The following is a 22,139-nucleotide window of genomic DNA, read 5'->3' on the forward strand; positions in this document are numbered from 1 at the left end:
CTCCGTCGCCACTTTTTGAAAGCATTTGGCTGTTGCTAGGGCCACCGTTTCGGCTGGTGACGTCAGAAGTCGCAGCGGTTGCCAGAACACCAATGAATATGAGTGACGTCAAAAACCGCATGCGTGTTCCTTTCTGTATTCAGCCCGTGATGCTCACACTTTTCCAGCCGGTAATCTCTCGGAGAGACACATTCACTGTAAACATCTTTGGTGGCGGTTAGCGTCCCGCCGTGAAGCTTCAAATTGGCCACACCAGATTGATGATAACGACGACCACGAAGTAGGCCAGAACAACTTTCCAATTCCACTGGTGTTTGTTTTCTTCGTTGATCACGCCGGCCGACTTCAATGCCAGGTTTGTGATAATCAAAGCGACAACGATGACCGCCGCATGTGCCAGATCGAAATGCAAACTAGAGCTCCTTTTTTTCAGATTTGGGATTGTTGAAAATTGTCAGCAGTCGCCTGATGGCAGCATAGTTACATCTGAATACCTTCCTTCAGATGTCGTGATCCGCGCACATGCGCCGGTATCTTTGTTAAACCAGTAAGAGGTCAGCCCTTCGCTTCGGATAAGTTCAAACCCAAGACTTTGGATGCCCATTTCAGCCTGACCCGCTCTGGCCCCTTCAAATGACGAAAGATCGCTAGAGCTGCCCACAGTTGGTGCACTCGCATCCACGGACCCGCCACTCTCGTCGCATGCTGCGAGTACAGAAATACACACTGTACCGATCGCCAATAAGACTTTGGATTTCATCTGTATTTTCCTAGCTGGTTTGAGTTTCCGTTCCAGGGTTTTCCGTCGATCACCTATTCAATTCCGAAAATTACGTTGTAGCCGACGGAAGAGTTGCCGCGGTTGATAACCTCGACAACATGATCACCGGATTGCCAAAGCTGCCCTCGATACTCCTTGTCCGCCGACATCAATCCCAACAGTTCAGAACCATCGGGGTTTCGAATAACGTAGTCCAAGGTGCCATTTCGCGGAGCAACGCGAACGTAAAGGAACTGTTCGTTTTTGGCGCCAAGGACATATTGCTGGGACGCTCCGGGCGCGAGTTGGCCAACGAGTTCGGCGCCAGTTGAACCAGCATCAAATTTGACGCGTTGGCTTTCAGTAGATCCTTCGGCACCGGCCATAGCTCCACCACCATCATCCATCGCCTCGACAACCGACATCTCTCCAATGCTTCCATCCTTGTACGCGATGCATCGCCAGAGTGTCCCACCTGCGTCACGTAGCATAACCAGCGTGCCAGCTTCGGAAAACTCTGAGCTCTCAATCGTACCGGATTGACCGTCTGGCCCACCAACTTGCCGTAAATGATCGATACACGCGTCATCGGCTTCCGACATTGCAAGAGCAGCTGTGCCCGAAATTGCAAACATGGGTGTGAGGAGGTTCAGTAAACGGAGTTTCATCAGATTGTCCCCTGTTGGCTAATCCTTACAGTGTTCTTCTGTACAAAGCGGAACTTCATTTCGCTTCCCGCAACTTGGACAGAAACTCATCGCATGCCTGTGCGCTGCCGACGATCTCGTCCGTCGTTTCAATTCCTTGCAGTGATGCCATCTCGGAATTCACGCGATTGAGGATCTGATCCGCTTGCTCGGCGGTGATCAGATTCTCGGCTTGTGCGCCTTTCAATGTAGAGCAGACACCGGCGGACAAGCCTGTCGCAACGCCAACACCCATCGCGGCACCTCCACCCAAGGTCATCGCCCCAACCACGCCGAGTACGAGCCCGATCACGATACCCAAGATCACTTTTCCCATGTTTTCCTCCCTTTTGGTGAGAATGCGTTCGGCGTTCACTACTGCCGCAAACTGCGTACCCATTTGCAAATCAAGACCAGCGCTAAAAGGTTGAAAACCGGTGCGAGCGCCGCGAACCACGGTTTGGTCGACTCCGAGAGCAAGTCCGCTAGAAGTATCCAAGGCAATCCCAAGGGCAAAAGGAACACCCCGGACAAAGGGTCTTTTTCTTGCCCCAACCAGCCAAATGTACCCGTCATGAACGCAATCAACGCCAACAGGTAAAGGATCGCGAATACGATGGTGGTTATTCTACAAACCAAGTCGAGCTTTCCGATGAGCGAGCCAGTGCTGCGCGGCCGTGTTCAGCCACGCACCAAACAGGTCACAATGCGCCTTCGTCGCCCAGGAACTCGATACCGGCTGTGGCGCCATCACTGTAAGCAATACAGTTCCATGGGGCACGATCCTCGCCAACGCCGACGGTGACCTGGGTTCCCGCCTCGCTAAACGCAGACGACAGCACAACGACTTGCGAATTGTTCGTTGTGTTGGCTACGTCTCGCAAACACGCTTGCTGAGCGGGCGTGAGCTCGGCAGACGCGCTTGATGTACCCGTATCGTCGCAGGCCGCAAGCAGTGCGAAACATGTCGTGCCTGCAACCATCACCATTTTGTTGGTCATTTTCTTCTCCCTCTGGGTTCTTTGATCTCAATTGAATTAGAGGCGACGTTTTGAAGCTCCAGCGCCTAAGCGGCCAATCGTGCATACCTCGAACTGGTGACTGCCGTTCCCAAAAGACTCGCCATTCAAGGTTTGGCCGGCAGAACAATATTGCGTTGATCGCATGCACTGCCAACAACGCGTGACCGCACTGGAAAAAGCTGGAGCGAATGTTGGAAGAAGAGCTAGTATTTTGAGTCTTGGCATCGCGTTCTCCCAACGCTCGGTCATTGAAAACGCCTTCCGACTGCCAGCACTCACTCCGACAGTCGGAAGGGCCCGGTAAAACGGGCGACAGCGACAACAACGGAGGTAAAATAAAGTTGCGTCGAATTCTCATATTTGAATCTAATTTTTCATAAATCAATATTTTTTCCGCGCGTAAATTCCCCTAATCTTTCGTGCGAAAGGCTTTTGCTTTCAAACAAAAAGAATGTGGGGATTTTCAGAAAAGCGAGTGTTCCCTACGCGGCCAAGCGTTTTTGACGCCGCCAAGAAACGACGAAGGGACAAAAACATGGGATTCGTTGAAGCAGTAAAAACGTGTTTTTCGAAATACTTCCAGTTCTCGGGTCGGGCTTTACGATCAGAATACTGGTGGTTCTTCTTGTTCGTGGTTCTCGTGAGTGCCGTATTAGCTGTGCTGGATACGATCATATTCGGAACCAATCCCGAAACGGGGCAGGGATCTCGGGTTCTGTCCTCTGTTTTCCAACTGGCCGTTCTTATACCCATGCTGGCCGCCGGTTGGCGGAGGCTGCATGATACAGGGCGACCTGGCTGGTACTTGCTGCTGCCGATGGCGCTTAGCATTACAACGCTTTTTGTTATGCTGGGCGGGGTGGCGTTCTTTTCGGTATTGGAGCAAGGAACGGAAAACCCCGATACATTACGTGGACCCGCGGCAGTTTTGGGCGCAACCGGCATTGTTGTTTTCTCAATTCTTCAATTGGTTCTGTCCATCCTGATGATCTGGTGGCTAACGCGCCCTTCTCAAGAAGGCGCAAACGAATACGGCGCACCTGTTTCCTGATCTGGTTACCCGGGCGGTGGGCCCGACGCTCTGCTGAAAGAAAGAGCCAAATGCAACGCCGTGGAGAGAGAAAGAATGAATTTCAAGCCGATTTCCGTTGGAGCGCTGATGATGGCAATGGCAACCACAGCATCGGCGGAGTGGTCGTTCAGTTCCGGGCCTAGTCCCAATGCATTTATTCAGACCGGAAACATGACGCTGGAACTTCAGTGTAACCGTATCCGCTTTGCTCCGGCTGGATATGAGGACAGCCAGGACATTGTGCAGAAGCAGGGGCTTTCCATTCGATTTTTGAAGAACGGCACCACCGAAGTTGGGGCATTTCAGGTTGGCGCAGAAAACGCTGCCGTGCAGATCGTCGACAACTATCCCGTCGAATATCCCGTCGAAGTCAGTTTCAATAGTCAAGAGGACTATGGTTTTGTACTGGACCAGCTTGCGGCCAATGCATTGGTTAATCTGTCCATGATTGATCAAGATATCAGCTATGGAATCTTTGACTTGAAAGGTTCCAGCGCGGCAATTCAGTCCCTTCGCTCCGCCTGCGATTCAGGTGCTCGCCAGGGGGCCTCCTACGAAGCGCCCGAAGGCATCGCCTATTGTGGTGGCGGAGCGGTAGAGCGCGTGATCGAACCCGTAATTTTGGACACTCCGGACGGGGAGTGGGACGCGCGAGTATCGGTCAATGGCGAGTTGATCAGAGCCATGACCGCCTATAGTTATTTTGGAAACTCTAAGCCGCCGGCCGGATTTGTCGTCGCCCTGCTTGGGGAAGACAGGTCCGAGTTTCTGATTTTTAACGGAGGCGCGGAAAACTGGCTGGAATACGGGGACTTCAGATATGATCAATGCAATTGACGCCGCCTTCCAATCAGTTTCCCCAATAGAGCACCAGCTGAAGTAATTGGTTTCCGGGATCGTACTTGTTTCGGGACTAGTTTGGACCTCACCAGCTGTCGCGGCTGATGTATCGCAACTTCCGCCCGGTTTGCAGGCGAAGGTTGATCTGGCGGCACGAGCCTGCGCGGAGTTCAACGACGGTCAGTTTGACATAGCCTAGGGCGCGGTTGAAAGGGTCGATCTCGACGGAGATCTACAACGCGACTGGGTTCTGAATGAGTCTGGTTTTGCGTGTTCGAGCGCCGCATCCCTTTACTGTGGTACCGGCGGGTGCATGTCGCATTTTTGGATTAGCGAAGAGGTGCATTCCTTGCTCAACCAAGGCTGGACGGTCGTTGATTTTGGGAGCCAACGTATTGTCCTTGCGGACGTCCATGGATCCGATTGCGAGGGAATAAATCCGACGCCATGCGTCAGCGCCAGTGTTTGGGATGCCGAAGCCAAGACTTGGCGCTCGACTTCTGGAAGCTGGGAGTAAACTGTTTTTGTGTTTAGCAACTGTGTCAGAGGACCCTTTGTTCCTGGGGTTCTCTGTGGCATGCAGATCTATGGGAAAGCTGTGACCAAACACCGCGTAGATTTATGGGTTAGGTTCTGCGGTTTTTCTTAAGTCACAGGGCGGCCTATACGCTTCAACCGCAGGTAAATCCCCACGACCTCAGACAAAAGAACAGATGACAAAGAGGCAACAAGCAGCAGTTCAGAGTGGTCGGCTCCCGCTGCATTTTGAAGCTTCAGCATGTGCTTCCCCGCAAGTTCTGCGTCACGACACCTCAGGTGGTACCAGTATTAATCGAGCTGATCGGCAGCTCTTCTGGCTTTCAATTCAGCGATCATGGGCGACTTTGCGCGAAGGGAAGGCACGCGAGCAGCAACCAGACCACAGCCATTGGCAACTTGCCGATTTTGGGAAGGACGGGAATGGATGTAGGCATCACAGTGTTCGAAAACCAAGTCCCCGTTTTCGCAACACGTCGCGCCCCTGGAACAAGGGAGGGCTGTTGGTACAGAAGCGGCTATTGCAGCCAAAGCAGGCTTGGGTCATTCACCCCCGGCTTGAGCTCGCAACAACCTGAGAAAGCTTGCTCTGTTCCATCGTGCAATCGACAGCAATTTGTGTGGATGCCGTCGACAACACAGATCGCGAAGGACAGCAGCGAAACATCCAAGCACGCGAAACACTCTATTCGAAATCCCACATTTTCACAGATCTGCTGTAATCCAGTTGGGAGCTCGGCACCTGATCCGTGGCAGGCCAATTGCTCACGCTTGGGGCTTGGCCTTTTGCACAGTTTGCCCGCAGGTAGGGCAGTGATCGGCCTGTGACATGGTCTCAGCATGCACGCGGTTTCGGATATGATCGGCAGCGCGACGCGAGAGACCCAATTGCTTGCGAACGGCTTCAATAACGGCTTCGTCCGCGTCGCAGATATCGCCGTCTACCAGGGCCTTTCGAAATTCACGTTCCAGGCTGGCCCGTCGGCGGTGCAACTGGTCGTTCAGGCCGCTGGCAATGATCCCTGCGGGCAATGCGGCCATCCCAATGCCAATCACCGTAATCGCAGCGCCGAAGATCTTACCGGCAACTGTCACGGGCGTCACGTCGCCATAACCAACGGTCGTAAGCGTTGCCATCGCCCACCACATCGCCGCTGGGATCGATCCGAATGCCTCCGGTTGCGCCTCGTGCTCTGCCAGCCAGGCACCGCTGGCAGCAAAGATCAGCATCACCATCAGGATGAAAAAACCTGCAAAAAAGGCGCCGGCCTCTTCCTCAAACACAGCGAGCAGCATTCCGAGTGCAGGCGAGTACCGCGTGAGTTTGAGGAGCCGCAACATGCGGAAGGTCCGCAACAGACGCAGATCAACCGGGAAGATCAAATAGAGCAGCGCAGGTAAAATCGCTAATAAATCGATGATGGCGATCGGGGAGACGGCCCAGGCAGCGCGCGTTTTGTAACTTGGATTTTCGGTGGCGACCCACAGCCTTGCCGCGTATTCGACCACGAATACGAATAGAGAAAAACCCTCAAAGAGGTTCAGCGCCAGGCCCCAACGGGTATATATGGAGTCGACCGTCTCCAGGATAACGGCGGCCACGTTCAGTGTGATGAGGGTAATTAGAGCTATTTCAAGCAACCATGGACCGGTGGCCGCCCTGTTCGGGCGCTCGAGCCACCAATAGACTTTCCTTTTTAGATAGCCCGAATTTGTAACTGCCTCACTCATGTCGAAACTGCGTCCAGGCGCGCATCAGGGGGATCGCGATTTGCGATAGCAAGGCTGTGCCCCAGATCAGATTGCCAACCAACGAGGGAACATGGGGGACGATAAAGAAACAGGCAACAGCCAGAACGATCCCAAATACCCTTACATCCCAGCGCCCAAAGTCCGATGCAAGACGGTGTTCAATAACGTTCTGGAGCACCCAAAGCATGGCGATATATCCTGCAAGGCCGAAACAGCCAATGGCGGCATATTCGGTCGGGTATGGCTCCCAAAAACCGACTTTGACCTCGGCAGCTAGGGCCACGCCTACCATGACGCCGCATAACATCAATATCAGATGCGCAAGCCACCAGATGACCAATGTCGACACCTTCTTGTCGTTGGGCTTGGCGTTGCCGACAAAGTCAAAATAAATCCAGCACATGACGAACATCGAAACGCCGCCGATGACGAAGTTAACAAGCACATCAAGTGAGACTTTGTAGATGCCTTTCTCGGACAAAGTAACGACGAGTTTGAAGAACCCTTCGCCCAGAACGATCAGTGTCAGCAGAGCAAACCGTTCCGCCATATGGCCAAGGCGCGGGACGAAACGTTCGAAGCGCAATACAGTGAGGCCCGGGATCATGTACATCGCCTGCGTGGCCACCATTGCGGCAGCAAACACCCAATAGGCCAAGGGTGTTGGCAGAAATGCCGTGATGGCAAAGATCACCGCAAAAACCGAAAAATTCCGGATCTGAGCCGTCGACATGGACTCGCCAGATGAATTGGCCCGCCGGGCGCGATAGTACAGCGCCGCGAGCATGGCCCTGTTCGCTGCAAATCCTAACGCGAAGAAAACCCAACCCTTGCCGTCAATAGCCGGGGTCGCCGCTGCCATGAACATCACCGTGCAGATCATCACGGCCATAATCAGCCGGTGCCAGAAATCGGTGCTGACGAAGATCGAGTTGAATATGCTGAGTTCGCCCCACGCGTACCAGAGCGTGATGAAGATACCAGCGAACACAAGAAACCCATGCAGATCGAGATGATGCGACAAGTAATTGCCCAGCAGAAAGATTGTCACGACATGGATCAGGTCGTAGAACAGCTCGGCCCAGTGGACATGATCATGTGCATGGTCAAGGTCCTGGTGATGTTGGGGCTTTCGCCACATGGGGTGGTCATGCAATGCCATAAATTGGGAACTCTTCAAGGTTGAAAGGCTGTAGTGGCCGACAAGCGGCCACCCAGATTGAGTTTCACTATAAGATGAAGGTTGTCGCGGAGACTTTCGTCATGCAACCCCCACAATGGTTGTTCAGCGATTGCATGCCAGGCAATACCTGTTCGATCGTGGGTTTATTGCGCTGGCAGTGCCCGGTATCCACGGATGTCACGCGGCCCTGTCGTCTCGTAGATGCAGCAGGATGCGTGCGTAGTTTTCCTCGCCCTGCGCGCCGGTCACAAGGTGACGTTTGTCGAACACCATTGCGGGCACACCCTGAACTCCTCGGCTGATCCAGAATTGCTCTTTCTGGCGCACGTGATTGGCCCGATCTTGGCTTTGCAACATGTCCAACGCATCCGCGCGGTTCAGCCCGATGCCAGCAGCCGCATTTGCCAGAACCTGTATGTCCGAGACGTGTTCGCGGCGTGTAAAGAACGCCGAAAAAAGGGCCTGCTTCATTTCATGGCCTTTGCCTTGTTCGGCGGACCAGTCAATCAATTGATGCGCACGGAAGGTGTTATACATCCGCATGTCATCGGCGTAATTGAACGTGAACCCCAGTGCCGCGCCCATCTCTGTCAGGCGGGCTCGTGCCTTGATCGACCCTTCCAACGTCGTCCCGTATTTCGATGCCAAGTGTTCGCGCAGGTTCTCACCACCCTCGGCCATCTGCGGATTCAACTCGAATGGATGCCAATGGATATCCAGTTCGGTCTGAGTGTCGCGCGCGGCTTTGGCAAGTTGGTGATAGCCGATCACACACCACGGGCAAACGACGTCTGACACGATATCGACGCGAATAGGCAGAGCAGCTTGCACGGCTCAGGTTCCTTTCACGTCGCTGGAAAAACGCGCCGCGTTTTCCTTGGCAAAGGCGCTGGCATCTGCGTCAGCATCCCAGAACTGTGGGTTAGCCTTGGGGATGGTCAGCGCTCGCTGGACGGCAGGTCGCGCATCCATACGGTCGAACCAGGCGTTCAGATGCGGTAGGTCCGAAACATCCACCCGTGCCCAGACATAAGCACGCGCCCACGGGTACAGCATCATGTCGGCGATGGTGTATTCGTCCGCTGCGATCCAGTCCCGCCCGTCCAGACGCGTATTCATCACCTCCATCAACCGGCGGCTTTCGTCCACGTAGCGACGGATTGAAAAGGGCTCTTCATGGCCATTAGGTGCAGCGATGTGCTGGAAATACATCGCTTGACCCATCATCGGCCCGACGTGACCGACCTGAAACAGCATCCACTGCATTACCTCGGACCGCTTGGCCGGGTCCGAAGGCAGGAATTTTCCGTATTTCTCGGCCAGATGCCACAGGATCGCGCCGGATTCGAAGATCGCGCGGCCTTCCGAACGGTCCTCAATCGTTGGGATCTTTCCGTTCGGATTAAGCGCTAAATAGTCCGGCGCCTTCTGCTCGTGTTTGGAAAAGTTGATATGGGTCAGGTCGTAGGCGATACCTGCCTCTTCCAGAAAAATGACTGGTTTGTAGCCGTTCATCGTGCCTGCGGTATACAGGTGAATATCAGGCTGGGACATGTTCAACCTCGGCAAACGTGGTTTTCAGATGTGCGTCAAATCGAGCAAAATCGGCCTCGATTTCCGGGTTCTTCATAACATCGAATGCAGCAAAAGTCGTAAGGGGCTGCATGGCAAAGAACTTTGCGTTCAGGTGCATTGGCGCTAGCAGGTCGTCGACGCTGGCACCCGCAAAGAAAGGCTCGGACTCTTCATCGAATGCTTCTTTCGGGGCGTTGAAGGTAACTGACAGCATGTATTTCTTACCGTTTAGCGTGCCGCCGGTACCGTAATTGGCTTTGGGCGCGTCGGTCGTTCGGCCGTCACCTGCACACAACCGGCCGTCCATACCGGCCGTGTACACCTCATCGATGTATTTCTTGAAAATCCACGGAACGCCCATCCAGTTCACCGGGAACTGCATGATGACTGTATCGGCCCACAGGTGCGCGTCGACCTCTGCATTCGCGTCATATCCATCAGCGACAGTGGTCACGCGCACGTCGTGCCCCATTGCTGTCAGCGTATTCCGTGCACGTTCAACGAGGCTTGCATTCAACTGTCCGGGGGCGAATTCGTAGGGCTGGGTGCCGTTCACGATCAGGATTTTGCTCATGTCCATATCCATATGTGCAGTTTCTGAACCCTTGACTTTCGCCGGGTTCAGAGAGCATTTGAGAGTATAGGTATGAGAAATCAACCAGTATACTTTTGGTAACCTAGTTATCTGAGCGGAAGGATGACAATGCGAGCGCGGATTGAAGAGGACGCCAAAGGCCGTCGACAGGTCTCGGAGGCCTGTCTGGAGCCATGCGCAATCGAAAGAGGTATGCGGATCATTGGCGGAAAATGGACCGGCTCGATTTTGTGGCACCTCAAAGATGGTCCCGTGCGTTTTAACGATCTATCGCGTATGATCGGTGGGGCTAGTAAGAAGATGATCGCTGAGAGATTACGCCAACTTGAGGAGCAGGGTTTGGTTGCAAGACAAGTGATGGATACTTCCCCTGTTTCGGTTCAATATTCCATCACCGAGTTTGGCAGCACAGCCCTTGGATTCCTCGATGAGCTAAGAAAGTGGAGTGAAGAGCTGCCTAACGATTTACAGCGATGACTTTTAAATGCTTGCTCTTAGCTTATAGCCTAATTTTTTAATGACCCCGCGACAAACTTGTAATTTCTTCAACACTGCAGATGAAGGGGCTTGGCGACTTAGAGCAGAATTCCGCGAGACTGTTGTTTAAGAAAGCTAATTGCGCCAGTTTTGACAAAAAATGATAGAAATATACCAAAGCAAAGCTTTGGTGCAGCAGTGTGTTTTGGAACGACTTTCTACGGGGCCGTTCAATGACATTTGAACTGACACGTACCGTAACAGCCGTCCCGCAGACTGCTAGTTCTGCCAAATCAAGTTCTCGCGTCCGCAGCGAACGCCCGCTTTGTTCGCAAAGCTGTCATTCGAGGTATTTGTGTCAAATGTCCAATTCGAGCCCAAGGCCGACACTCGCTCAAACTTGGCTGGGGGCCGATAATTGTCCCATAACCGTCTATTTGACTGATTGGTTGCCAGAATCGCAGTCTTAGGTGATCCTTCAAGAAATCGAAGGATCGCAATATGTTCAGGTTTCTATTAATTGCATTCGGTATTTGCGTATCTACTTCCGCGTTAGCGCAAGAGTCGTCCGAAGATGTAGCGGCAAAAGATGGTATCTCGGCGACCTCATCCAGCCTGCTAACTGACGCTGAGTTGCAGACATTGGTCGCCCCGGTTGCTCTTTATCCCGACACGCTTCTCATACAGATATTTGTCGCGGCCACCCAGCCGTTGGAAATTGTTAAGGCTGAACGGTATCTACTGGACAACACCGATCGCGACCCTGTTGAGCTTGAGCTGGAAATCGAAGCAATGGGATGGGATCCTTCCGTCAGTGTGTTGGCGACGGCATTCCCCGAAATTGTTGGTCAGATGGCCACCCATATTGACTGGACCGAGACAGTCGGCACAGCCATGTTGGCCCAGTCCGATGATGTGTTGGATGCGGTGCAGGTCATGCGGGATCAGGCAATTGACAGCGGCGCTCTTGTTTCAGGGCCCGAGCAAACTGTCGAAGTATCTGACGACGACACAGTGATAATTACACCGACAGAGCCCGAAACAGTATACGTCCCACAATACAATCCCGAGACAGTTTATACCGGTCCGTCAACCGGGGATGTTGTGGGCGCCGCATTACTGACTTTTGGCACTGTCGCCCTGATCGACGAGATTTTTGACGACGACGATGATTGGTACGACTATTGGGGGTGCCGAAATTGCGGTGGCTGGGGCGGTGGTCCAATTTATAGAAAACCAGACATCGATATTGACGTCGATGGCAACGTCAAATTCGGCAATGACATAGATTTAGGTGACCGAACGAATATCGGATGGAATCCCGATCCTGACCGGCAACAGGAGGCCCGGAACAAAATAGCGGACCACAAAAGACCTGAAGGTGGCCGTGGCGACTTGCCGGTTAACCGTCCTGACGGTCGCACCGATGAGCTGCGTGCAAAGTTGAGCCGAGAATCTGGTGCTGCAGATATTAGCCGGGACCGCGGGGCGGCCGCGGCTGCGGTCGGTGCAGGGGCTGTAGCAGGCGGGGCTTTGGTGAACCGTGGCAACGCTAATCGGGACAAGGTCGCCGCAAAGCAACAGGCTATTGATCGCACCAAACGTCCAGATGCAACGAAAAAGCCAGTCGCACAAAGACCGCAGACTGCGAAGAAGCCGTTGGCGAAGAAGGCCGTATCGGCGCAGGGCAAGCCCAAGGCATCCAAAGGGCAAGCGATGAAGAAAAAAGCGTCCGGTAGCAGAACACAAAGCGCGTCCAAGCGTGGACATGCAGCTAAAGGCAAGCGGAGACGGTAAGGTGCGTAGATCAGTATTTACAATTTTGTTGCTCGCCGGGAGTGCAAGCCCGGCCCTCTCTGGCGGGGCCAACTTCGATACCCCGCAATCCGCACTGGATGCTTTTGTTGGTGCGTTGAAGGCCAATGATCAGAGCAAGATGCTCGAAATTTTTGGTCCTGAGGCCGAAGATTTAGTGGGAACGGGCGATCCGGCGGAAGACCAAGAAAGAAGGCAGGAAGTGTTAGGCATGTACGCTGAGGGGTATCGCTTTCAGCCTGAGGATGAAGGGGTTGTACTTCTCCTGGGTGAAGACAGTTGGCCATTTCCAATTCCAATTCTTCGTACAGATGACGGTTGGCGCTTTGACCTAGAAGCAGGGATCGAAGAGCTTTCAGCCCGCGAAATAGGTTTGAATGAGTTGGAAGTGATCGAATTGCTTGAGGCCTATGTCGATCTGCAGGCAGCTTTCCGGCTTGTGGACCATAACGGGAATGGCGTTATGGAATTCGCTCAGACGATCATTTCCGATCCGGAAGAGCAAAACGGACTCTTCTGGCCTGGAAAAAACAGCTTTGTCGGTGCAGCGCTTGCCCGCGCCGCGGCTTCGGGGTGGAGTGACGGTCAGGTTGACTATGAAGCCGAACCGTTTCTTGGCTATTATTACACAATCCTGCAAGAGCAGGGCCCTAACGCTCCGGGGGGTGCCTACTCTTATTTTGTCGGGGATCACTTTGTTGCAGGACATGCCTTGCTGGCAATACCGGCAGACTATGGAGAAACTGGCATCCATTCCTTTCTGGTTGGCGAAAACGGCATAGTCTACGAGGCAGATTTTGGCCCGGAGACACTCAGTATTGCAGCTGAAATTTCTGCCTATGATCCAGGCACGAATTGGTCACCGGTCGAATAGTATTTGGATTGATAGTGGCGCTTAAGCTCTGCGCTTTGCTGCGACAGCCAGTTTTTGATTTTAAACTCCTTCAAGCGCACTTGGTTTTTTGCGCACCCACTAAATATGTCGGGATACTTGAACCGAAGAACTCGAACTTTCGAGTGCTTCTCACTGTGATCGGTTTCTCGGTGGCAAAAAGATTGCTATCAAATGAGAACGAATTATCGATTCCGATCATCTGAATGTGAGAATAAATGCGCTTAGCTCTTTTCATTCTCTTTCCGATTATATTTGTCGGTTTGCTTGTTTTTCTGATCTTTGGCTTGAAGCCGCCCAACAGTATTAAGCTAGCTGCTGGCATAAACGGCGGGGGATATTGGCAAGTTGGACAACTCTACAAAGCAGAACTTGCACGTGACGGCATTCAGGTAATTTTAGTAGAAACCGAAGGGTCCGTTGAGAATATTCAGAGACTTGTTTCTGGCGAAGTGGATGCCGCATTTGTTCAAGGCGGCCTCGAACTCCCTCAGGACGAAAGCTTACAGTCTCTGGGTGCCATTTTTCTTGAACCCATGGTGGTGTTCCGCGGAAAGTCTAGTCCAGTCGGAGCTAATGCAGGAGAATGGGGAGACATACGCTTAGCTGCAGGATCTCAGGCGTCTGGTACTCGCGCCGCCGCTTTAGCGCTAATTGAGGCCGCTGGGTTGCAAAATGTCGGCATAGACCTCGTCGATGTCGGGGGCCATGATGCGATAAAGGCATTGTATGCCAACGAAGCGGATGCAGCGTTGTTTGTCGCTCCACTCGATGCACCTTACCTTATGGATGCAATTTTTGATCCAGAGATCATTTTCGTCCCTATGGCTTTGGTCGACGCCCTTGCATTGAAACTTTCCGGAGCGAATTCGGTAACTGTGCCGGCAGGATCAATCACACTCGACCCTCCGAGACCACCAGAGGATGTTAAGATCTTAGCATTGCGAGCTTCACTTATCGCCGCATCCGATCTGCACCCTGCAGTAACCGATAGGTTAGTAAATGCAGCAAAGAACATTCATAGCGAACCTAATATTTTGCAAAGTGCGCGCGAGTATCCAAACACGGCTTCGCCACCTGTACCATTAAACAAGATTGCCACAGAACTTATAAACTCTGGGCCAAACTTTTTGCATGGCGTCCTGCCATATTGGATAGCGGCGCAGTTTGGCAGCGTATTGTTATTGCTGTTGCCTTTGTTGTTCTTAGTACCGTTTCTGCGGGTCGTCCCGTCCAGTTACGTGTGGTTTCAAAAGCGCCGGGTCTGGCGTTTTTATCAGCGCATCGCTGCGCTTGAGGAGGAACTCGGCAAGGCACAGACCTCAACTGAAGTCGAAGAGGTCGCCAAAAGTATCGAAGAAGTGGACACCGCCCTTGCAAATCTGAATCTGCCCCTCGCATACCGCCAGGGAGCATATGATGCACGTTTGCACATAGATCTAATTCGACAGGAGATTGCGCGTCGTCGAACTGCCAAAAGTGATGGAACTCCGGCCTTCTCAAGCAAACCTACTTAAAATACCATTTCTATTTGAGACTTCGGTACAGTCGTATGCTTTAGTTATTGCTTGAACAGTACTTTGGGCTCGCAGCCATCATTGGCAGAGTTTTCTTTAGCGGCAGCTATGCTAGGCGAAAACAGTTTAGGTATTGCGTCAGGGTTACTTGTATTGAGCGTTGTAAGCTCTGAACAAAATAAGAGGTTAGGAAATGTTCCGTTTAGCATCTATTTTGAGTGTTGCGTTTACTGCTGTCGCGTATGCCGAGGACATCCCAAGCACTCAACCCGGCGACAGAGAGTATTCCCCTTACCCACAACAAATCTTCCCTAATCAGGTCTTTTTCGGCGACACCCATTTGCATACATCATACTCTGCCGATGCTGGGATGATCGGGAATGTACTTGGCCCTGATGAAGCGTACAGGTTTGCCAAAGGCGAAGTCGTTACATCCAGCACCGGTGTCGAAGCGAGGTTGCGCCGACCATTGGATTTTCTGGTTATTGCCGATCACGCCGAGAACCTTGGTCTTGCGCCGCTGCTCTCAGCCAAAGATGCCACGTTGCTCTCTACAGAGTTTGGCCAGCAACTGAACGCTGCTGTCGAGGCCGGTGATCCGGTTGGCGCATGGTCGATTTGGAGCCAAGCCAAGTCCACTGGCACAGACCCCTTGGCGGATTATCAGGAGATTTACCAAACAGCGTGGAGCAACATTACCTCAGCCGCTGAGGCACATAATCAACCGGGTTTGTTTACTGCGCTTATCGGGTTCGAGTGGACCTCAAACCCACAGCGGAACAACCTGCACAGGAATGTCATATTCAATGGTGGCAAAGAGGGTGCTGACAAGATCATCCCGTTCTCGAACTTTGATAGCTTCGACCCCGAAGACCTTTGGGCATGGATGGAACAAGCCGAAGAGACAACAGGCCAAAAGCTGCTCGCGATCCCGCACAATGGCAATTTGTCCAACGGGTTGATGTTCGACGAAGTGCGCTTGTCTGGTGAGCCGTTCGATGTTGAGTATTTCAAACAGCGTGCCAAGTGGGAACCGATCTACGAAATCACACAAATGAAAGGTGACGGCGAAGCACATCCCATGCTGTCACCAGACGATGAATTTGCCGACTTTGAAACGTGGGACAAGGGACAACTTGGACCAGAGCCCAAGACACCGGAGATGCTTCCACGCGAGTATGCACGGGCAGCCTTGCGGCGGGGGCTGGGATACGAGGCGGAAACTGGGACAAACCCGTTCAAGTTTGGCGTGATCGGCTCAACTGATGCTCATACATCGCTGTCCACGGTTGGCGAGGACAATTTCTTCGGGAAAGTCGCGGCAGTTGAACCTACTGCTGACCCGATCCGATTTGAAGAAGTCGTCGGCGGTATTGGTGGTGACGAGAGTGTTGCACAATATGCATGGCAGACTTCGGCGTCGGGTTTGGCGGCCGTTTGGGCAAGGGAAAACACCCGCGAGGCCATTTGGGATGCTTTTGCTCGGAAAGAAGTCTATGCAACCACGGGGCCGCGCATGCGTGTTCGCGTATTTGCCGGATATGAATTCGACGAAACCGACCTAACACGTGCGGATTTTGCCGCGTATGGATATGAAAGTGGCGTCCCTATGGGGGCGGATTTGCCAGTGGATAGTGATGGTCGATCTCCGCGATTTCTCATCCGTGCTCTCCGCGACCCCGATGGGGCCAACCTCGACCGTATTCAGATTGTCAAAGGCTGGCTGAACAGTGACGGCACAACGTCGGAACGTATTTATGATGTTGCTTGCGGCGAGCGTGAACTTGTAAACGCGGCGTGTGACGGCCCGGTTGGCAATACGGTGGATGTAGAAAACGCGACTTGGACAAATGACATCGGCCAGGCAATTCTCGCCGGATATTGGGAAGACCCGGACTACGACCCGACGCAAAGCGCGTTCTACTACGTCAGAGTGCTGGCCATACCAACGCCGCGCTGGACGACATACGATGCCAAGGTGTTCGGGACAGAAATCCCTGACGAAGCCCCTTGGTCGATACAAGAAAGGGCTTATACGTCGCCTATCTGGTACACACCTCAGGGATGATTGGTGTTAGACTTGGATTAAAATTCACTTAGTCTGCCCTGGGCTCGAAGCCCTCTTCCAAGAGTTTTATTTAACGTCAGCTTTCGGGCCTTTGCAGACGCTGAATCCCATATGGTCTGGACGGCAAGGTCACGCATTTTGCGGATGCGTCACATCTTTATTGTCGGCGGCCACAGATTTCTGAACTCAGAACCTTTACTTTGTTTAATAGAAGCGGATCGAACTTCCTCGTGCCGCAGTGAGCAAATTAGGTTGATATACCAAAGATGACGCAAGTTCAGCTGGCGGAGCGGTGGCACATGGTGACTGCGATGGGCTGTGATCTGACGGTTGCTGCACTCTGCGCCATCACCAAGGGCCTCTACGTAACGCGGTCTTACAGGCACTTGGGTATGGCCCTTCAGTCGAAAATAGATGGCCACAGCCTTCGATAGCTTGACCGTCTCCCGCATAGTGGAAAACGCAACGAACGTCACCGGAGCGGCATTGGCGTATTGCGCCGTCGAAGCATGTGTTTGCCCGGTAAGTCGCTGTCCTTGACCCGAAGGTGATACCATTATTCGTTAAGCTGTTGTGCAGCTCTTGTAGCCCGTGATGCTACCACTGAAGCTGATCTTGTTCTCAGTAGGTGTGAGGTTTTCGACGACGTGTAGAGTTGCTTCAGATCCTTCGGGACTATCCGCACAAAGTAGAAAACGCCATCTTTGACAAATGAGTGGGGTGCAGTTTTGTTCTCCGCCACGCACTACCTTAGCTCCATCATGAGATAAAGCTGATGCTTTACAATGGCTTAGTGGATGCTATGGTGCCCCCACACGGACTCGAACCGCGGACCTACTGATTACAAATCTTATCACCATATTTTCGATAGCATTATAGCCAATTCGATTGGGCAGTATATTCTCTTAAATAACAGAAGTTTTAGCGTGCAGAGGTTTCTATAAGACCCTTCCCAACGCTCCGCACTTTGCTTACCTTGTGCTTACCCAATCCGTCCGAGACCAATATGCCCAACGTCAGATTAACAAAATCAAGTGTCGATCGCCTTTCAGCAACAAACCGGGACACGATCTATTGGGATGACGGTCTGCCGGGTTTTGGACTCCGCGTTAAAACAACCGGTGTCAAAAGCTTCGTAGTTCAATATCGAAACAAACAAACCGGACGGTCGAAACGCAAGACACTTGGGCGATATGGGCCGACCTTGGCATTGGGTGCCGCCCGCGAAATGGCACGCGCGATTCTTGCTGACGTGGTGCGTGGCGGAGACCCTGTCGCGGACGCTCAAACGCTCAGGCATTCACCAACAGTGAACTTACTTGCCGAGCAATACATGACCGCACATGCGGAGCCAAAGAAACGTCCCGGGAGTGTTCGGAATGATCGGTCAATGCTGGACCGATACATTCTCCCCAAGCTTGGTGACCTTAAAGTCATTGAAGTGACGCATCAGCATGTTCAGAAGCTTCACAATCAAATGCGTCGTACGCCCTATCAAGCCAATCGCACTCTGGCCCTCATGTCGAAAATGTTTGAACTGTCTGTGCGCTGGGGTCAGCGTTCTGACAATCCGGCGCGCGGCATAGAAAAGTTTCCCGAGGAAAAGCGGGACCGCTGGCTGTCGGACGATGAGCTGCAAAGGCTGTTGGTGGCTCTGTCAGAGCATCCAAATCAGGTTGCAGCCAACGCTATCCGACTGCAACTCCTGACAGGTGCACGGATCGGCGAAGTCCTGACGGCAAAATGGGAAGACTTCGATTTGGATCGAGCGGTCTGGACAAAGCCGTCGCACCACACAAAGCAAAAGCGACGAGAGCACCTGCCAATATCGTCAGCAACCTGTGATTTGCTTGCGGCAATGAGCGCAGGGGATTCTCCTGAGAGTCGCTGGTTGTTTCCGGGACGCTCTCCGGACCAACCGTACAAAGATCTGAAGAAATTTTGGCGCTCGGTCACCACATCAGCAGGTCTTCAAGACTACCGTATCCACGACAATCGGCATACGCATGCGTCGCATCTCGTTTCCAGCGGTCTGAGTCTGCCTATAGTCGGTCGATTGCTTGGACACACGAACCCGTCTACCACGCAACGCTACGCGCATCTCGCAGATGACCCGTTGCGGCAGGCAGCGGATGTGATGGGTAAGAAGATCAGCGGTGGCAGTTCCTGAAACCTGAGAATTTCCTGTGCTGAAGACACGCGAGCGGCAACTAGACTACAGCTGTCGGCACAGTGTCGATGTTTGGGACGGAAGGGAATGGACGGAGATATAAGATGTCCAAATCTCTACTTCCCGTTGTCACAACGCGTCGTCCGCCTTGGAACAAAGGCAGACTAGTCGGACAGAAGCGGCCATTGCAGTCAAAGCAAGTCTGGGCCATTCGCGCTCGGCTCGAACTTGCAAACAAGCTGAGAGACCTAGCATTGTTCAATCTTGCCATCGATAGCAAGTTGCGCGGGTGCGATCTCGTCCGCCTGAGGGTTAACGATCTCGCCGTCGGCAATTCTGTTCGCGATCGGGTATCCGTTGTTCAACGTAAAACTGCGAAGCCAGTGCAATTTGAAGTGACGGAGAATACACGTGAAGTCGTGTCGCAATGGGTCTCTTCTCAATACATGCATGGACAACCGTATCTGTTTCCAAGTCGTATGCACGCTTTGCCGCATCTTTCGACCCGGCAATACGCTAGGCTTGTCCGGGAATGGGTGTCAGCGATTGGTCTCGATCCGTCCAGCTACGGCACGCATTCGCTTAGGCGAACCAAAGCGGCTTTGATATACAGAAAGACCGGAAACCTACGTGCCGTTCAACTTCTGCTCGGTCACAGCAAAGTGGACAGTACGGTGCGTTACCTTGGCGTCGAGCTTGAAGACGCGCTTAGTATTGCCGAACGTATCGATCTTTAACGATTTAGGCGGGCGGGATCGTCCGCTCGCCGCTCCCAAGCAGACATTTGAAATCACCCTTTCATCTTCCGCTGAGAGCCCAGACCAGCCACTTGAAGTTAAATGCATGCTGCTGTCGCTTTCGGTAGTTCGCAGCCGAAAGCGGACGTTCACCAGAGAGCTTCGCAAATCCCGAGAAGTGGACAACTCAAGCAGATGATTTTTTGGCTTTCCATACAAAGCCAGTTTTCAACGAGTTCACCAAAGCAGGTGAAAACCGAGCATCCGATCCGTCCCTGCTCTGTTGCAGACACGACTGGCGAGAGACACTCGCCAGTCAATTTGTCGGTTTTCAGTTGGCCACTTACTGTTCGGGTGTTTGCACCATGTATAGGAACTCTTGGACCGCAGCTTCGGATTCAGGGCGTAGGTTGTCGATCCCTTCGTAGGGCATCCCGACAGCTGGCCCCTCATCAGGATAAAGCTCCTTACGTTGAATGTGGCGTTGGATCATCCGCACAAACTTGGCTCCGCCCCATGCTCCGATCTCGGTGGAGACTGGGTATTTTTCCTGCGGATCGCGGTAGAGGTCGAAAAAGTCAGCGAGGATTGCATTGTCAATGCTGCCGCCGGGAATGGCCAGCTTGTACTGATCTTTGACGACCGCCTCCAGCGAGTTGATGGCGTAGAGGAACACATGGTCACGACGCCCGAAGGTATCGCCATTTATGAGCAAAGACGTCTGATCAACCCCGTCGATAACGCGGTCGCGCGGGATGCCTTCTGTACCACCCCCGATCCGTGCGAGCGTTGTGAAGAGATCACTGACGTGCGTTATGTCATTCACGATGGAATTCGCCGCGATCATGCCTGGCCACCGCACGAAGGCATCAACCCGCACGCCGCCTTCGGTTGTCGCCCCTTTGCCACCGCGATAGAGCATTGGCGTGTAGCCGGATTGGGGAGAAAACTTGGTCGCGTGGCCGTTGTCGCCCATGACGATAACGATAGTGTTTTCTGCAATCCCCAGCGTATCAATCTCTGCCATCAGATCACCGATCCACTCATCTACCAGCTTCATCTTCTCGACGTAGACCCCGCCGTTAGGGGTTGTGTACTCCTCAGTGGTCGTGCGTGGCCCTACAATCGGATAGAGCGGCCAGTAATTCAGAAAGAACGGTTCGTCTTTGGCGGCAAGCTCGCGCAATTGCTCCATCGCCTGTTCCTGATACCGCAAGTTCATTTCGTGATATTTGGCTTCGGTCCAGCGTTCGCCAGGTTCCATGTGAACTTCGAGCACGTTTTCGTCGCGGAAACCCTCAACACCGGTTGCCATTGCAGATGCATCGGTACGGAACCAACTATCCTTCAAATACCGCCCATCGAAGTTTTTCTCTCCGATGCCGATGGTTATTTCTTCATTCGCGCCGTCATCATGGTAAAGCGTCAGTTGACCTTGTTGATGGATAGGGAAAGCAGCGTAGTCAAAGCCCTGCCAGTTTGGCCAAGCTTCACGGATGTCCCCCAAATGCCATTTGCCAATGTGAACTGTATTGTAGCCCGCTTCTGACAAGACTTCCGCAAGAGTGACTTCCTTGTCGGCAAGCCCGAAGCCAGAAATATCGACCGCCGTGTTACCCATGCCATTCCGGATAGGGTGGCGTCCCGTCATGAAAGCGACACGTGTTGGTGTACAGGAAGGCTCCGTATACATCCGCGCCAACCGCATACCTTCTGTCGCGATCTCGTTGACGGCCGGCGTCGAATACCCACGAACGGCATTCATGGTTGGATTACCCATATCTCCGAACCCGACATCATCCAAAAGGATGTAAAGAATGTTTGGCGACTTGCCGCCGTTAGAAGCTCTGAAGTCCTCCAATGCAGCGTCGATTGTTTCGTCCTCAGTTGCCCATTGCTCGCCGTTCTGAGCTTCGAGGATGTAAAACTCAGAGTCATGGACTATTGGGGCGTCTTGCGCCGCAACAGGCACAGCTAAGCTAACGAGAGCTGCCGCACCAATTAGTGATGGTCTTCTCATGATGTTTCCTCTGCTTTTACGTTGGTTTTAGTTAACTGTCTGCCTTGCAGGCGGCCGTAGTGGCGCTCCCGAGCCAGATGTTCTTTGATTTCCAGCTCAAGTCCTTCGAGGCTGTCGCGTATGTGATGGGCGAGTTCGTCAGCCACCTGGCAATCCAACAACTTTGCCAGCTGATCGTAGTCGCGGCAGATTTCTTTGAAATCACTGTCAACGTCGATCAGTGTGTCGATCTGCAAGCGATGGCTTGCGAACAGTTCCTGTACTCTGCCCATGAAGGAAAGGCCTTTGACGCGATGACTTTAACTGAAAGCAAGTGTACGCCCGATTGTTCTGGTCACGTCAGGTATCTTGAGGTATTTTACGGGGTAACTCCTTTAGGTTCAGTGGCTTAGATACCAGAACCTGAACTCTCTGGTCGAAG

23 protein-coding genes and 1 tRNA gene are annotated in these 22,139 nt (G+C 52.9%); 10 read left to right on the forward strand and 14 right to left on the reverse strand.

Features of this window, described 5'->3' with window-relative positions; all coding sequences use genetic code 11:
- Positions 1-238 precede the first annotated feature (238 nt).
- From ACR0A2_RS16360 to ACR0A2_RS16380, 5 genes are all read right to left on the reverse strand, one after another.
- A complete protein-coding gene (locus ACR0A2_RS16360; RefSeq protein WP_170755412.1) occupies positions 239-412 on the reverse strand; it encodes a hypothetical protein in 174 nt (57 codons plus the stop codon).
- A 42-nt stretch (positions 413-454) separates the two neighbouring features.
- Positions 455-760 carry a hypothetical protein gene (locus ACR0A2_RS16365; RefSeq protein ID WP_171331608.1) on the reverse strand — a complete coding sequence of 102 codons (306 nt, stop codon included), beginning with the start codon at positions 758-760 and terminating at the stop codon, positions 455-457.
- Between the two features lie 53 nt (positions 761-813).
- Entirely contained in the window at positions 814-1,428 is a 615-nt protein-coding gene (locus tag ACR0A2_RS16370; protein WP_171331607.1) for a hypothetical protein, read from the reverse strand.
- 55 nt (positions 1,429-1,483) lie between these two features.
- Positions 1,484-1,783, reverse strand: a complete 300-nt coding sequence (locus tag ACR0A2_RS16375; RefSeq protein ID WP_152456656.1) for a hypothetical protein — start codon at positions 1,781-1,783, stop codon at positions 1,484-1,486.
- Between the two features lie 364 nt (positions 1,784-2,147).
- Positions 2,148-2,447, reverse strand: a complete 300-nt coding sequence (locus ACR0A2_RS16380; protein ID WP_152456658.1) for a hypothetical protein — start codon at positions 2,445-2,447, stop codon at positions 2,148-2,150.
- Between the two features lie 556 nt (positions 2,448-3,003).
- Here ACR0A2_RS16380 and ACR0A2_RS16385 point away from each other — a divergent pair.
- Complete coding sequence (locus tag ACR0A2_RS16385) at positions 3,004-3,519, forward strand: DUF805 domain-containing protein (RefSeq protein WP_171206323.1); 516 nt, start codon at positions 3,004-3,006, stop codon at positions 3,517-3,519.
- 75 nt (positions 3,520-3,594) lie between these two features.
- Positions 3,595-4,377, forward strand: coding sequence for a hypothetical protein (locus ACR0A2_RS16390; RefSeq protein WP_480836137.1), 783 nt, complete (start codon positions 3,595-3,597; stop codon positions 4,375-4,377).
- Positions 4,378-5,682: 1,305 nt separating this feature from the next.
- Here ACR0A2_RS16390 and ACR0A2_RS16395 read toward each other — a convergent pair.
- From ACR0A2_RS16395 to ACR0A2_RS16415, 5 genes are all read right to left on the reverse strand, one after another.
- Entirely contained in the window at positions 5,683-6,648 is a 966-nt protein-coding gene (locus ACR0A2_RS16395) for an ion transporter (RefSeq protein ID WP_480836139.1), read from the reverse strand.
- On the reverse strand, positions 6,641-7,831 hold the full coding sequence (locus ACR0A2_RS16400; protein ID WP_480836141.1) for a low temperature requirement protein A: 1,191 nt from the start codon (positions 7,829-7,831) through the stop codon (positions 6,641-6,643). Before ACR0A2_RS16400 ends, ACR0A2_RS16395 begins: the two co-directional genes overlap by 8 nt.
- A 198-nt stretch (positions 7,832-8,029) precedes the next feature.
- Positions 8,030-8,683 carry a DsbA family oxidoreductase gene (locus tag ACR0A2_RS16405; protein ID WP_480620320.1) on the reverse strand — a complete coding sequence of 218 codons (654 nt, stop codon included), beginning with the start codon at positions 8,681-8,683 and terminating at the stop codon, positions 8,030-8,032.
- 3 nt (positions 8,684-8,686) lie between these two features.
- The gene (locus ACR0A2_RS16410; protein ID WP_480836143.1) at positions 8,687-9,406 is read right to left on the reverse strand and encodes a glutathione S-transferase family protein; all 720 of its coding nucleotides are present in this window, start codon (positions 9,404-9,406) and stop codon (positions 8,687-8,689) included.
- On the reverse strand, positions 9,393-10,001 hold the full coding sequence (locus tag ACR0A2_RS16415; protein WP_480620324.1) for an NAD(P)H-dependent oxidoreductase: 609 nt from the start codon (positions 9,999-10,001) through the stop codon (positions 9,393-9,395). Before ACR0A2_RS16415 ends, ACR0A2_RS16410 begins: the two co-directional genes overlap by 14 nt.
- A 213-nt stretch (positions 10,002-10,214) precedes the next feature.
- On the opposite strand from ACR0A2_RS16415, the gene ACR0A2_RS16420 reads away from it, so the two are divergent.
- From ACR0A2_RS16420 to ACR0A2_RS16445, 6 genes are all read left to right on the forward strand, one after another.
- Positions 10,215-10,499 carry a winged helix-turn-helix transcriptional regulator gene (locus tag ACR0A2_RS16420; RefSeq protein WP_253286204.1) on the forward strand — a complete coding sequence of 95 codons (285 nt, stop codon included), beginning with the start codon at positions 10,215-10,217 and terminating at the stop codon, positions 10,497-10,499.
- Positions 10,500-11,000: 501 nt separating this feature from the next.
- Positions 11,001-12,296, forward strand: coding sequence for a DUF3300 domain-containing protein (locus ACR0A2_RS16425; protein WP_171233932.1), 1,296 nt, complete (start codon positions 11,001-11,003; stop codon positions 12,294-12,296).
- 1 nt (position 12,297) lies between these two features.
- Entirely contained in the window at positions 12,298-13,188 is an 891-nt protein-coding gene (locus tag ACR0A2_RS16430) for a DUF2950 family protein (RefSeq protein ID WP_480836146.1), read from the forward strand.
- A gap of 236 nt (positions 13,189-13,424) precedes the next feature.
- Positions 13,425-14,723, forward strand: a complete 1,299-nt coding sequence (locus ACR0A2_RS16435) for a TAXI family TRAP transporter solute-binding subunit (protein ID WP_480836148.1) — start codon at positions 13,425-13,427, stop codon at positions 14,721-14,723.
- A gap of 193 nt (positions 14,724-14,916) precedes the next feature.
- On the forward strand, positions 14,917-16,791 hold the full coding sequence (locus ACR0A2_RS16440) for a DUF3604 domain-containing protein (RefSeq protein WP_480836150.1): 1,875 nt from the start codon (positions 14,917-14,919) through the stop codon (positions 16,789-16,791).
- 266 nt (positions 16,792-17,057) lie between these two features.
- A complete protein-coding gene (locus tag ACR0A2_RS16445; protein ID WP_480836152.1) occupies positions 17,058-17,225 on the forward strand; it encodes a hypothetical protein in 168 nt (55 codons plus the stop codon).
- Between the two features lie 122 nt (positions 17,226-17,347).
- On the opposite strand, the gene ACR0A2_RS16450 is transcribed toward ACR0A2_RS16445, so the two are convergent.
- Both ACR0A2_RS16450 and ACR0A2_RS16455 read right to left on the reverse strand, forming a co-directional pair.
- Positions 17,348-17,533, reverse strand: a complete 186-nt coding sequence (locus tag ACR0A2_RS16450) for a DUF6538 domain-containing protein (protein ID WP_480836154.1) — start codon at positions 17,531-17,533, stop codon at positions 17,348-17,350.
- Between the two features lie 61 nt (positions 17,534-17,594).
- A tRNA-Thr gene (locus ACR0A2_RS16455) sits at positions 17,595-17,685 on the reverse strand.
- 112 nt (positions 17,686-17,797) lie between these two features.
- Here ACR0A2_RS16455 and ACR0A2_RS16460 point away from each other — a divergent pair.
- Together ACR0A2_RS16460 and ACR0A2_RS16465 are read left to right on the forward strand one after the other, a co-directional pair.
- On the forward strand, positions 17,798-18,961 hold the full coding sequence (locus ACR0A2_RS16460) for a tyrosine-type recombinase/integrase (protein WP_480836156.1): 1,164 nt from the start codon (positions 17,798-17,800) through the stop codon (positions 18,959-18,961).
- 104 nt (positions 18,962-19,065) lie between these two features.
- Complete coding sequence (locus ACR0A2_RS16465) at positions 19,066-19,698, forward strand: tyrosine-type recombinase/integrase (protein ID WP_480836158.1); 633 nt, start codon at positions 19,066-19,068, stop codon at positions 19,696-19,698.
- Positions 19,699-20,041: 343 nt separating this feature from the next.
- Here ACR0A2_RS16465 and ACR0A2_RS16470 read toward each other — a convergent pair whose 3' ends face one another.
- Both ACR0A2_RS16470 and ACR0A2_RS16475 read right to left on the reverse strand, forming a co-directional pair.
- Positions 20,042-21,718, reverse strand: coding sequence for a sulfatase-like hydrolase/transferase (locus ACR0A2_RS16470; RefSeq protein ID WP_480836160.1), 1,677 nt, complete (start codon positions 21,716-21,718; stop codon positions 20,042-20,044).
- Positions 21,715-21,990 (reverse strand): hypothetical protein, encoded by a 276-nt coding sequence (locus tag ACR0A2_RS16475; RefSeq protein ID WP_480836162.1) that lies wholly within the window; start codon positions 21,988-21,990, stop codon positions 21,715-21,717. The genes ACR0A2_RS16470 and ACR0A2_RS16475 overlap by 4 nt, the downstream gene beginning before the upstream one ends.
- Positions 21,991-22,139 lie beyond the last annotated feature (149 nt).

Source organism: Ruegeria sp. H8, from assembly GCF_056532905.1.